Source organism: Pseudomonas sp. PICF141, assembly GCF_002286815.1.
In the GTDB taxonomy this organism is placed as follows: Bacteria; Pseudomonadota; Gammaproteobacteria; order Pseudomonadales; family Pseudomonadaceae; genus Aquipseudomonas.
Genome location: NZ_MUNM01000022.1, coordinates 90,757 through 103,181, shown reverse-complemented (window position 1 = coordinate 103,181; position 12,425 = coordinate 90,757). Strand labels below are relative to the sequence as shown.

At 59.0% G+C, this 12,425-nt stretch carries 13 protein-coding genes; 7 read left to right on the top strand and 6 right to left on the bottom strand.

The features are described 5' to 3' along the window. The 3 genes from BZL43_RS03290 to BZL43_RS03280 are packed head-to-tail and all read right to left on the bottom strand — an operon-like array spanning window position 1 to window position 2,826. Complete coding sequence (locus BZL43_RS03290; protein WP_095630978.1) at window positions 1-459, bottom strand: tripartite tricarboxylate transporter TctB family protein; 459 nt, start codon at window positions 457-459, stop codon at window positions 1-3. A 58-nt stretch (window positions 460-517) separates the two neighbouring features. Next, entirely contained in the window at window positions 518-1,495 is a 978-nt protein-coding gene (locus BZL43_RS03285; protein WP_095630977.1) for a tripartite tricarboxylate transporter substrate binding protein, read from the bottom strand. A gap of 38 nt (window positions 1,496-1,533) precedes the next feature. After that, entirely contained in the window at window positions 1,534-2,826 is a 1,293-nt protein-coding gene (locus BZL43_RS03280; protein ID WP_095630976.1) for an OprD family porin, read from the bottom strand. 222 nt (window positions 2,827-3,048) lie between these two features. Between BZL43_RS03280 and BZL43_RS03275 the strand changes: the two genes are divergently transcribed. Continuing rightward, entirely contained in the window at window positions 3,049-3,720 is a 672-nt protein-coding gene (locus tag BZL43_RS03275) for a response regulator (protein ID WP_095630975.1), read from the top strand. Beyond that, window positions 3,713-5,101: a sensor histidine kinase gene (locus BZL43_RS03270; RefSeq protein ID WP_095630974.1), complete on the top strand. Its 1,389-nt coding sequence runs from the start codon at window positions 3,713-3,715 to the stop codon at window positions 5,099-5,101. Before BZL43_RS03275 ends, BZL43_RS03270 begins: the two co-directional genes overlap by 8 nt. A gap of 135 nt (window positions 5,102-5,236) precedes the next feature. Here the strand turns inward: BZL43_RS03270 and BZL43_RS03265 are convergent, their stop codons facing one another. Then, the gene (locus tag BZL43_RS03265) at window positions 5,237-6,058 is read right to left on the bottom strand and encodes an HDOD domain-containing protein (protein ID WP_095630973.1); all 822 of its coding nucleotides are present in this window, start codon (window positions 6,056-6,058) and stop codon (window positions 5,237-5,239) included. Window positions 6,059-6,092: 34 nt separating this feature from the next. Beyond that, complete coding sequence (locus BZL43_RS03260) at window positions 6,093-7,034, bottom strand: folate-binding protein YgfZ (protein WP_095630972.1); 942 nt, start codon at window positions 7,032-7,034, stop codon at window positions 6,093-6,095. Window positions 7,035-7,182: 148 nt separating this feature from the next. On the opposite strand from BZL43_RS03260, the gene BZL43_RS03255 reads away from it, so the two are divergent. Together BZL43_RS03255 and BZL43_RS03250 are read left to right on the top strand one after the other, a co-directional pair. After that, window positions 7,183-7,437 (top strand): succinate dehydrogenase assembly factor 2, encoded by a 255-nt coding sequence (locus BZL43_RS03255; RefSeq protein ID WP_095630971.1) that lies wholly within the window; start codon window positions 7,183-7,185, stop codon window positions 7,435-7,437. After that, window positions 7,421-7,873 (top strand): protein YgfX, encoded by a 453-nt coding sequence (locus tag BZL43_RS03250; RefSeq protein WP_095630970.1) that lies wholly within the window; start codon window positions 7,421-7,423, stop codon window positions 7,871-7,873. The genes BZL43_RS03255 and BZL43_RS03250 overlap by 17 nt, the downstream gene beginning before the upstream one ends. Here the strand turns inward: BZL43_RS03250 and nadB are convergent. Next, window positions 7,842-9,458, bottom strand: a complete 1,617-nt coding sequence (gene nadB / locus BZL43_RS03245) for an L-aspartate oxidase (protein ID WP_095630969.1) — start codon at window positions 9,456-9,458, stop codon at window positions 7,842-7,844. The genes BZL43_RS03250 and nadB overlap by 32 nt on opposite strands. A gap of 557 nt (window positions 9,459-10,015) precedes the next feature. On the opposite strand from nadB, the gene rpoE reads away from it, so the two are divergent. The 3 genes from rpoE to BZL43_RS03230 are packed head-to-tail and all read left to right on the top strand — an operon-like array spanning window position 10,016 to window position 12,186. After that, window positions 10,016-10,597 (top strand): RNA polymerase sigma factor RpoE, encoded by a 582-nt coding sequence (gene rpoE, locus BZL43_RS03240; RefSeq protein WP_003172477.1) that lies wholly within the window; start codon window positions 10,016-10,018, stop codon window positions 10,595-10,597. A 30-nt stretch (window positions 10,598-10,627) separates the two neighbouring features. Continuing rightward, window positions 10,628-11,215 (top strand): sigma-E factor negative regulatory protein, encoded by a 588-nt coding sequence (locus tag BZL43_RS03235; protein ID WP_095630968.1) that lies wholly within the window; start codon window positions 10,628-10,630, stop codon window positions 11,213-11,215. 8 nt (window positions 11,216-11,223) lie between these two features. Further along, window positions 11,224-12,186 (top strand): MucB/RseB C-terminal domain-containing protein, encoded by a 963-nt coding sequence (locus BZL43_RS03230; RefSeq protein ID WP_095630967.1) that lies wholly within the window; start codon window positions 11,224-11,226, stop codon window positions 12,184-12,186. Window positions 12,187-12,425: the final 239 nt, after the last annotated feature.

Sequence of the window (12,425 nt, the reverse complement as noted above, 5' to 3'; positions counted from 1 at the left end):
TCAGTTCTCCAGAACGTCGAGCACGCCCAGCGGCAGTGGCACGTCCATCAACTTGTCGAACAGCAGATAAAGACCGATGGCCATCAGGCTGATGATCACCGTGCTAGGCAGCCAGCGGCCGCCATACAGACGTGCCATCGGGACGCCGATCAGAATGCTGGCGACGATGAAGCCAAGAGGTTCGAAGGTCCCGGCGAACACCAGCAGCAGCAGCACGCAGATGCCGATTTTGATCAGGGTTTCGCGGTCCAGTTTCGGGTCATCGTCGCTGTGCACGATCGGCGTCGGTCGAAATACCATGTACAGCAAAGCCAGGCCCATCAGGCCGAGCATCAGCAGCGGGAAGGCCCGAGGCCCGACCGGTTCGTAGGAAAAAGCCGCCTGATACGGCCACGCCATCAGGGCCAGAGCGATGCAGGCCAGCAACAGCACTGAAGCGAAAATGCGTTGTATGAGCATGAGGAACTCCTGGGCCACGACCCCGAGAACCGGGGCCGTGGCCGCTAGACAGAGGCGATCACTGGATCAGGCCGAACTCTTTGGCCAGCACTTTGTAGTCCGCGACCTGCTTCTTCACGTAGGTGTCCAGCTCCGGGCCGGTCATGGCGAACGGGAACAGTTCACGCTGATCGCGCAATTTGGCGAAATCCTCGGACGCCAGCAGTTTGTCGAAGGCGTTTTTCCACCAGGCGTAGTCTTCGTCGCTGACTTTTGGCCCGAGGTAGAAGCCGCGAACCACTGGCCAGACGATGTCGTAGCCTTGCTCTTTAGCGGTCGGAATGTCTTTCATTTCCGGCTCGTCCAGACGCTTCTCGGAGAACACCGCCAGTAGACGCATGTCGCCGCTCTGGATATGTGGCATGGAGTCGGAGATGTCGGTGCTGCCGACCTGGATGTGGCCGCCCAGCAGGGCGGTGGCGATTTCACCACCGCCTTCGAGGGCGACATAACGCAAGTCGCGCGGGTTGATTCCGGCTGCCTTGGCGATCAATGCCGTCTGCATCCAGTCCTGGCTGCCGACGGTGCCGCCGGAACCGATCACCACTTTGCTCGGATCTTTCTTCAGTGCCTGAACCAGATCGTCCAGGGTCTTGTAAGGCGAATCGCTTTTCACCGCAATGGCGCCATAGCTGGTACCAACAGCGGCCAGCCAGCGAACGTTGGTTTCATCGAAACGACCGAACTTGCCTTGCGCCAGATTCAGCAACGAACCGCTGGACCACGCCACCAGCGTGCCGGCATCGGCCGGACGCTGAGCGACCACCGCGTTGTACGCCACCGCGCCGACACCGCCGGGCATGTAGGTCACGCGCATCGGTTTGGTCAGCAGTTTTTCATTCACCAGCGCGCTCTGCGCCAGTTTGCAGGTCAAGTCGAAACCGCCGCCTGGCGAGGCCGGGGCGATGCATTCCGGGCGTTTGGGTTCGGCCATCAATTGGCCGGCGAACAACATGACGCCAGCGGCCAGAGCAACTTTACGCAATGACAGATTCATTCGAGTCTCCTTGGAGTTTTTGTTATGGACGTACTGAATTACCAAAGGGCAACGCTATAGCTCACCAGCAGACGCACTTCATCGGCATCGCGAGCGGAATAATTGGAGCGGTAGGTGGCATTGCGCAGGCGCACAGCGACATCTTTGAGGGTGCCGCTTTGTACGACGTATTTGATCTCGGTGTTGCGTTCCCACTCTTTGCCTTCGTCGCCGTTCTTGAGCTTGATGTTGTCGCCGCTCAGGTAACGGCTCATGAAGCTCAGGCCGGGAATGCCGAGTTTGGCGAAGTCATAGTCGTAACGTGCCTGCCAGGAGCGTTCTTCGGCACCGGCAAAGTCATTGATCTGCACGAAGTTGACCAGGTAAGGATCGCTGCCGTCGACGTAGGGGAAGGCACTGTCACCGGACATGTGCTGATAACCGGCGCTGAATTTATGCCCGCTCAAGGCATAGCTCACCAGCCCGTTCAGGGATTGGTTGTCGATCTTGCCGCCCCGTGCAGCACCCTCGTCGTCACTGACGGCCAATCGCAGATCGGTGCCGAACGTGCCGGGGCCGAACGGTTGCGAGGCGACCACGCCAAGGAAATGCTGGTTATAGACTTCATCGAGTTGGGCGAAGTGGTAGCTGCCGGTGATCTTGTCGGTGAACTTGTAATCCACGCCGCCAAAATCAAAGTGCTTGCCGGCCACGGTGCCGGCGAAACGGCTGTTTTTGTTGTTGAGGGCGATGTCCTCGAAGTCGGTGCTGTCGCGGTCCTTGGCTTTCTCCAGGCGCCCGCCGGTGAAGGTCAGGTTCTTGATTTCTTTGGAGGTCAGCAGACCGCCTTCGAAGGTCTGCGGCAGAATGCGCCCGTCGTTGGCTTTGAGAATCGGCAATTCCGGAATCAGGCTGCCGATTTTCAGTTCCGTGGCGGAGATTTTCATTTTGCCGGTCAGGCCGAGCTTGGAATATTCATCCGCCGCGCGCCCGTCGTCATGGGTCGGCAACAGGCCGGTGCCGGTGCGATCCGGACTTGAATCGAGTTTCACCCCCAGCATGCCCAGCGCATCGACACCGAACCCCACGGTGCCGTCGGTGTAACCCGATTGTAGATTGAGCATGAACCCCTGGGCCCATTCGTCCCGCTTGGATTGCTGGGCGCTGGTGCCGTCGCGAAAGTCGCGGTTGAAATACATGTTGCGGGTTTCGAAGGTTGCCGTACTGTCTTCGAAGAAGGCAGCCTGGCTCAACGGCGAAAAGCCGGCGAGGGCGGCGGCACTGGCGAGGGCGGTGTGGCTGAGACGGGAAAAACGGGCAGGCGGGCGAGCCTGAAGCTGCATGGACAGCATGGTGACGTACTCCGTTTATTGTTCTTATTGGCGAAAACGCTTCGGGGCGTTTTTCGTACAGCGACGGCAGTCGAAACTGTCCGTGGCTGGACTTTAACCGGCCAACCTTTCGCTAACCTTTCAGCTGACTTTCACGGTTTTCGGGCTTCACAGCGACGGATGCGGCTGTAAACTCCGCGCCAAAGAATGGGCGTTGACCATCCCTGAATGAGGTAAAGATCCATGCGTGTCCTGCTCGTTGAAGACCATCTGCAGCTTGCCGACAGTGTCGCTCAGGCGCTCAAGAGCACCGGGCTGACCGTGGATGTGTTGCACGACGGTGTGGCGGCCGACCTGGCCTTGAGCAGCGAGGAGTACGCGGTGGCGATCCTCGATGTCGGCCTGCCGCGCATGGATGGCTTCGAAGTGCTGGCGCGCCTTCGGGCCCGGGGCAAGAACCTGCCGGTGCTGATGCTGACCGCTCGCAGCGACGTCAAGGATCGGGTTCATGGCCTGAACCTTGGGGCTGACGATTACCTGGCCAAACCCTTCGAGCTGACGGAACTCGAAGCACGGGTCAAAGCCTTGCTGCGTCGCAGTGTGCTCGGCGGTGAACGTCAGCAGCGTTGTGGCGTGCTGGCCTATGACCTGGACACCCGGCGCTTTACCCTCGGCGAAGAATTGCTGACCCTGACCTCTCGTGAGCAGGCGGTGCTGGAAGCCCTGATCGCCCGTCCCGGTCGGGTGATGAGCAAGGAACAACTGGCCGCCCAGGTGTTTGGTCTGGACGAGGAAGCCAGTCCCGATGCCATCGAAATCTATGTTCACCGCTTACGCAAGAAACTCGATGGGCAGCCGGTAGCCATCGTGACGTTCCGGGGCCTTGGCTACTTGCTGGAAAGCCGCGATGCATAAGCTCAGCAGCCTGCGCTGGCGGTTGCTGTGGAACCTCGCGCTGTTGTTGGTGGTGTTGATGCTCGCCAGTGGTTTGAGCGCGTACTGGAACGGTCGCGAAGCCGCCGACACTGCTTATGACCGGACCTTGCTGGCCTCGGCGCGGACCATTGCCGCGGGCCTGTCCCAGCGCGATGGCAGCCTCAGCGCCAACGTGCCTTACGTGGCCCTCGATACATTTGCCTACGACAGCGCCGGGCGGATTTTCTACCTGGTCAATGACATCAACCAGAAGCTGATCTCGGGCTACGAAAACCTGCCACCGCCGCCGCCGGGAACGCCTCGCACCGATGATTATCCGGCGCTGGCGCGTTTCTATAACGCCACTTATCAAGGGCAGAACGTGCGAGTGGTCAGCCTGCTCAAAGCGGTCAGCGAGCCGAACATGAACGGCATGGCGGAAATTCGCGTGGCGGAAACCGATGAAGCGCGGGTCCGCATGGCTCGTAGCCTGATGGCCGACACCTTGTTGCGGTTGGGTATGCTGGCGATCGGTGCATTGCTGATGGTCTGGTTTGCGGTCAGTGCGGCGTTGCGTCCGCTGGAGCGCTTGCGCACGGCGGTGGAAGAGCGTCAGCCCGATGACTTGCGACCCTTGCCGTTGGTGGAAGTGCAGCACGAGCTCTGGCCGCTGGTGCGTGCGCTCAATCACTTTACCGAGCGTTTGCGCGGACAGTTCGAGCGTCAGGCGCAGTTCATCGCCGATGCCGCCCATGAATTGCGTACTCCGTTGGCGGCGCTCAAGGCACGGCTCGAACTGGGCTTGCGCTCGAACGAACCCGACACCTGGCGCGACACCCTGGAAACCGCCGCCCAAGGCACTGATCGCCTGACTCACCTGGCCAATCAATTGCTTTCGCTGGCCCGGGTCGAGAATGGCGCCCGGGCAATCGCCGAGGGCGGTGCGCAGTTGCTCGACCTCAGTCAGTTGGCCCGTGAACTGGGCATGGCCATGGCGCCGCTGGCCCATGCGCGTGGCGTGGCGCTGGCACTGGAAGCAGACGAACCGGTGTGGCTGCGTGGCGAGCCGACGCTGTTGAACGAATTGTTGAGCAATCTGGTGGACAACGCACTGGCTCACACGCCACCGGGCGGCAATGTGATCTTGCGGGTCATGGCACCGGCGGTGCTCGAGGTCGAGGACGATGGCCCGGGAATTCCCCTTGAGGAGCGGGATCGGGTGTTCGAGCGTTTTTATCGGCGTAATGAGCAGGTGGCCGGATCGGGACTGGGCTTGGCCATCGTCGGGGAGATCTGCCGCGCCCACCTGGCGCAGATCAGCTTGCACGATGGCGAGCAAGCGGGGCTGAAGGTGCGGGTTAGTTTTATTGCCGGAGAGTGAACACAGCCCTGTGGCGAGGGGGCTTGCCCCCGTTGGAGCGCAAAGCGGTCCCCAGCATTCCGTCTGGTAGATCATACATAACAGGTTTTACGACTGCTGCGCAGCCGAACGGGGGCAAGCCCCCTCGCCACAGAATCAGTAAAACATCGACCGCGATTCTTCCAGAGGCTTGCACATCGCCTCGTTCTCCGGATCGATTCCCAGCTTCTTGAAGGCCGGTACGCTGAAGGGGTCGATACGGGCCATCGGATGATCGGTGTCCTTGCGGCAATACAGGCTGGCCACTTGCACCAGATCAACATAGTCGACCCGCTCCGATTGCCGTTTGAAATCCAGATACAACCCCGGCAATTGCACCAGCATTTCCGGAAACTCCCAGACCCTGAGCAATTTATCGCCCAGTAGCGGGTGAATTCGATCGATCACGTGGTTGAGGCTGACCGGGTCAGACAGCAATTCATAATGATCTTCGGCATAGGTCAGAATCGGCAGTACACCAATCTGATGCACGAGCCCGCCGAGCGCCGCCTGATCGGGCTTGAGCTGTGTGTAATTGCGGCACAGCGCATAGCTGACGCCGGCGATCTCCAGGCTCTTGCGCCAGACCTCGCGCATTTTCTGTTCCACCACTTCGGAACGGGCATTGAAGATCTGTTCCATCACCAGGCCGATGGCCAGGTTGCTGCTGTAATTGACGCCCAGCCGGGTGATGGCCGTGTGCAAATCAGTCACTTCCTGGGTCGCGCGCAGCAACGGGCTATTGACCACTTTGATCAGGCGCGCCGACAGCGCGGTATCGCGGCCAATCACTTTGCTCAGTGTGCTGACACTGATTTCCGGGTCTTCGGCGGCCTTGCGAATCTGCAGGGCCACTTCCGGTAACGTTGGCAGAACCAGGTCATCGTTATCGATGGCCTCAACCAAATCCTGTTGGACCTTATCCGCCAGCTCGCTCATTTCTTTTCTCTAGGTATTGCGACAAGTGCTGCTATTAACGCTGGATTTCGCGATCGCGATCCAGTTGATAAGGCAGGTCGAGCAGATGCAGGCCCGGACCTTCGAGTGCGCCAAGGTGCAGGTTGCCATCTTCTGCAGCTTCGGCTTGCAGCACGGCAAGGAGTTCAATGCTTTGTCCGGCGCGGGCGGCCAGTACCACTTCACCGATCGAACTGCCGTGGGTCGGGGAAAACAGTGGGGTACCCGGCTGCGGTAATTCGCCGGCCTCCAGTTGCAGGCGATACAACCGACGCTTGAGCTTGCCCAGGTATTGCATGCGCGCGACGATTTCCTGGCCGGTGTAGCAACCTTTCTTGAAGCTCACGCCACCGACGGCTTGCAGATTGAGCATCTGCGGAATGAACAGTTCGCGGGTGCTCGGCATGACCTGGCCGATGCCGGCACGGATCTGGCCCAGCAACCATTGGTTCAATTCGCCTTCGGCCAACAGAGCGGACAGCTTGCCCTTGATGACGTCGGCCTGATCGGCGCGAACCCAGAGTTCAGCGCGATCCGGCGAGACGCGAAGGGCGATCAGGCCGTCATTGCGCACGACGCTGTCGGTTTGCGCCGGTAGCTCCAGGCCCAGGCTGGTCAGTGCCGCATCGCCATGCTCAAGGCCGAAGCGAACCCAATGGGCGCTTTCATCAGTCAGTTTCGATTTGGAGAACACCGCGTACTTTTTCAGGTCCGCCAGTTGCGGCTCCAGCAGTTCGCTGGCCATCGCCATGAGCACACCGTCGCCTTCGAGCAGGATGCGGAAGCTCGACTGCATCCGGCCTTTCTGCGTGCAGCGCGCGCCAAGGCTGGCCTGGCTGTCACTCAGGTAATTAAGGTTGCAAGTCAATTGGCCTTGCAGGAATTTGCCGGCATCCGCGCCGCGTACCGCGAGAACGCCTTCGTGAGACAGGGTGCAGAAAAAAGCAGAATCGGCCATGGGTCATCGCAGGGTAAAGAGTCCGAGGGACATCATAAGGGGACGCCCATGAAATGGGTAGTTCACAAAGGATCGGTGGGGGCGACCAAAGCTGACTGTTCGAGCGGGCCCGGGGCTGTATACTTGCCGCCTATTTGAGGAGCGCTCCATGGTCGAAGATGTTGAACTGAATCGCCTCTACTGGCACAGCCGCCGTGGCATGCTTGAGCTTGACGTGTTGCTGGTGCCGTTTGTGAAAGAGGTTTACCCGCACCTCAACGAGGTTGATCGCGCATGCTACGTCAGGCTGCTTGAATGCGAAGATCAGGACATGTTCGGCTGGTTCATGGAGCGTGCCGAATCGGACGATCCGGAGCTTCAGCGCATGGTTCGCATGATTCTGGATCGTGTCCAGCCCAAGTAATGTGTTCGAATGCCGCTGGCATGCCTCACGGCAGTTGCTGGCGGCGTATCTTCTGGCCCAGCTGTTCGCGCTGGGTTCGTTGTTTCTGCTTTCCATACCGGTCTGGGCCAGTTTGCTCGGCACTTTTTGCTGTCTGGCTCATGGCGTCTGGGCATTGCCGCGACAGATTTTGCTGACACACCCACAGGCGTTTCGCGGCTTGCGTCGCGATGCCGATGGTTGGCAGTTGTGGAATCAGGCGGCAGGTTGGCAGCCCGTGCAGCTGCGGCCGGACAGTCTGGCGTTGCCATTGATTGTGGTGCTGCGTTTTCGTCTGCGCGATGAGCGACGGATCAGGGCGATCTGTGTGCCGCGCGATTCGCAGGCGGCGGATATGCACCGGCGCCTGCGGGTTCGGCTCAAGTTCAGTCGGCGTAGGTGGGCGGCACCAGAATAGTGTCCAGGGCGACCGGCAACATGTTCGGATAGTCGAGGGTGTAATGCAGGCCCCGACTTTCCTTGCGCTCCATGGCTGACCGGATCATCAGGTCGGCTACCTGAGCCAGGTTGCGCAGCTCGATCAAATCCCGGCTGACCTTATAGTTACTGTAGAACTCGTCGATTTCGTCCAGCAACAGTTGCACCCGGTGCTGAGCCCGTTGCAGGCGCTTGTTGGTGCGCACGATGCCGACGTAGTCCCACATGAATCGCCGCAGTTCATCCCAGTTGTGCGCAATGATCACGTCTTCGTCCGAATCGGTGACCTGGCTCGCATCCCACACGGGCAGGGCGGTTGGAATTGATACATCTGGCAACTGCTCGAGAATGTCCGCCGCCGCGGAACGAGCGTAGACGAAACACTCCAGCAGCGAGTTGCTGGCCATGCGGTTGGCGCCATGCAGGCCGGTGAAGCTGGTTTCGCCAATCGCATACAGGCCCGGCACATCGGTGCGCCCCCGCTGATCGACCATCACGCCGCCGCAGGTGTAGTGCGCCGCCGGTACCACCGGAATCGGTTGTCTGGTGATGTCGATGGAGAATTCCAGGCAGCGTTCATAGACCGTCGGGAAGTGCGTCTTGATGAAGTCTTCTGGCTTGTGGCTGATATCCAGATAGACGCAGTCGATACCCAGGCGCTTCATCTCATGGTCGATGGCGCGGGCGACGATGTCCCGTGGCGCCAGCTCGGCCCGTGGGTCGAAACGCTGCATGAAGCGTTCACCATTGGGCAGCTTGAGATGCCCGCCTTCGCCGCGCAGGGCTTCGGTGATCAGGAAGCTCTTGGCTTGCGGGTGATAAAGGCAGGTGGGGTGGAACTGGTTGAATTCCAGGTTCGCCACTCGACAGCCCGAACGCCAGGCCATGGCGATGCCGTCACCGCAAGCGCCGTCGGGGTTGCTGGTATAAAGGTAGACTTTTGCCGCGCCACCCGAAGCAAGGATCACAAAGCGTGCGCCGTAAGTGTCGACTTCACCGGTGCCGCGGTTGAGCACATAGGCACCGAGGCAACGGTCGCCTTCAAGTCCCAGGCGCTTTTCGGTGATCAGGTCGACCGCGACCCGCTGTTCCAGCAGTTCGATGTTGGGACGCTGCTTGGCCTGATCGAGCAGGGTTCTGAAAATCGCTGCGCCCGTTGCATCGGCCGCGTGGATGATGCGCCGATGGCTGTGACCGCCTTCGCGGGTCAGGTGAAATTCGAAACCCCCGTCTTCGGTGCCGGACTGTTCATCGCGGGTAAAAGGCACGCCTTGGTCGATTAGCCATTGAATCGCCTCCCTGCTGTGCTCGACCGTAAAGCGCACGGCATCTTCATGGCACAGGCCACCGCCGGCGTTGAGGGTGTCATCGACATGGGACTCGACAGTATCAGTGTCATCCAGAACAGCAGCGACACCACCCTGGGCCCAGAAGGTTGAACCGTTGGCGAGGTCGCCTTTGCTCAATACGGCGATGCGCAAATGACCGGGCAAGGTCAGCGCAAGGCTCAAGCCGGCAGCACCGCTGCCAATTACCAGAACATCGTGTTGAAACTGTTGGCTCATTTCAGGATTCCGCTCAAAGCGAACCGGGTCGGGGTTGGCGCAAGACAGCTGGATCGGCGAGTCAAGACAGCCACACAGCCCACTAGTATATAGAGGGGGGGAGCGGCACAATAGCCGTGCCAGCATGGCATTGTGAAACTACTGTGACGGAAAACGCTGGACGCTTCGTCGGAAGTTTTTCGAAGGCTTCGGCGACAACACGACTGTATCGCGGATTTAACAGTCTTTTTCTCTTCAGGGTTGCACAATGTCGGTTTCGGGCAGCTATAAATATGGAACTTTTGCCAAAGGCCCAAGATCAATAGACGGTTGCCTGAAACAAGGGACAGCGTCGGCTTCGGTGCAGGACTTGCGATTGGGTCCTTGCTCATGAATCCGATGACAAGATTATTCGCGCAGCCGGGCTATCCCGCGCTGCGCTTTTCGTGCGTGCCAAATCAGAGCCCGCAGGAAACTTGCTTGGAGGGGGGAGAACTTTTGCGAAAAGCCCGAGTCTATGTTTGCAAGTCTGGTTGTTCAGTAATGCAAGCCTCCTTCGAGCTTATCGAGGAGTGTTCATGCTAACCCAGGAAGAGGATCAGCAGCTGGTCGAGCGCGTTCAACGCGGCGACAAGCGAGCTTTCGATCTGCTAGTGCTGAAATACCAGCACAAAATTCTCGGGTTGATCGTGCGTTTCGTGCACGACACCCATGAAGCCCAGGATGTCGCACAAGAAGCCTTTATCAAGGCATACCGTGCACTTGGCAATTTTCGCGGAGACAGCGCGTTTTATACGTGGCTTTACCGCATCGCCATCAACACGGCGAAAAACTATCTGGTTTCACGCGGCCGCCGGCCGCCGGATAGCGATGTCAGTTCCGAGGATGCAGAGTTCTACGACGGCGATCATGGCCTCAAGGATCTCGAGTCGCCAGAACGTGCATTGCTGCGGGATGAGATCGAAGGCACCGTCCATCGAACCATTCAGCAACTGCCAGAAGATTTGCGTACGGCGTTAACTTTACGTGAATTCGATGGTCTGAGTTACGAGGACATTGCCAGCGTCATGCAGTGTCCGGTGGGTACCGTGCGCTCCCGGATTTTCCGCGCCCGGGAGGCCATCGATAAAGCCCTGCAGCCGTTGTTGCAGGAAAACTGAGACAGCGGCGACAGCCAAGAGAGGAACGCCATGAGTCGTGAAGCCCTGCAGGAATCGCTGTCCGCAGTGATGGATAACGAAGCGGACGAATTGGAATTGCGTCGGGTGTTGAACGCCTTCGACGATGTTGAAACCCGCGATACCTGGGCTCGTTACCAGATCGCTCGGGCAGTTATGCACAAGGATTTGTTGCTTCCTCGTCTGGACATCGCTGCGGCAGTCTCTGCTGCACTGGCTGACGAAGCCGTACCGGCAAAAGCCTCTCGCGGTCCATGGCGCAGTCTGGGTCGTCTGGCAGTCGCTGCTTCTGTGACTGTTGCCGTGCTGGCAGGTGTTCGTCTGTATAACCAGGATGAGATCGCCGGTGTCGAATTGGCCCAGCAATCCAGTCAACCGGCTCTGACCGCTCCACAGGTCAAGGGTCCCGCTGTATTGGCAGGCTACAATGAGAGTTCGCAAGCCACTGGCCCTATGGCCAACGGCGTATTGCAAGGTCAGCCAGGCTGGCAGGATCAGCGTCTGCCAGGTTATTTGCGCCAACATGCTCAACAAGCAGCATTGAAAGGTACCGAGAGCGCTCTGCCTTACGCTCGTGCAGCAAGCCTGGAAAACCGTTAAGGAGGATCATGCGCCCCATACCTCTACTTACGCTTCTGCTCAGCGGCTGGTTTGTTGTTCCAGCCCACGCCGATGAAGCCCAGGACTGGCTGAAGCGTCTGGGACAGGCGGAGCAAACGCAGAGCTTCCAAGGTACTTTCGTCTACGAGCGTAACGGTAGTTTTTCTACCCATAACATCTGGCATCGTGTCCAGGATGGCAAGGTCCGCGAGCGTTTACTCCAGCTCGACGGCTCCGCACAGGAAGTCGTGCGCATTGATGGGCATACTCAATGCGTGAGCGGCACCCTGATAGCAGGGCTGGGGGACACACCCAACTCCACCGCTCGGGCACTCGATCCACAAAAGCTAAAGAATTGGTATGACCTTGCCGTTATTGGCAAGTCGCGTGTGGCCGGGCGTGCGGCGGTGATCGTGTCGTTAAAGCCTCGCGATCAGCATCGTTACGGTTTTGAGCTGCATCTGGACAAGGAAACCGGTTTGCCATTGAAGTCATTGCTGCTCAATGACAAAGGGCAACTGCTCGAGCGGTTCCAGTTCACCCGGCTGGACACTACGCAGATGCCTGCCGACAGCGATATGCAGGCAGGTGCTGATTGCAAACCTGTTACTTTCGATAGTGACAAGGCTTCCGCCGTCAAAACTGCACAGGTCTGGCATTCGGACTGGTTGCCACCAGGTTTCGAGCTGGTCAGCAGTACCTCGCACAAGGACCCGGCGACCAAAGCCCAGGTCAACAGCCTGATGTTCGACGACGGTCTGGCCCGTTTCTCGGTATTCCTTGAGCCATTGAATGGCGCAACAGTCACAGATACGCGCACCCAGCTGGGGCCAACCGTTGCTGTCTCCCGGCGATTGACTACACCGCAAGGTGAGATGATGGTGACCGTTGTCGGTGAAATACCGATTGGCACCGCCGAACGGATTGCGCTGTCCATGCGCAACGATGCCGCGGCTACCAGCAAGCAGTAAGCTGAGTCAGCCGTGCTCGCCTATCTGGGCTGGTTTGGAGCGGGAATCGGTAATGGCTACTGCGCCATTAATGTCTCGAAATGTTTTGCCGAGCATTTTCATTTGCAAATATTCCGAAAATTTTTTATAGGTCAGAACCCCTCGGCTCTGGCCTTGTTTGTTGTTCCCGGAACAAAAATACCGGCGTATCGTTTCCGGTGTTCCTTGCTCCATATCGCTTAACCATGCTCGTCGTAACG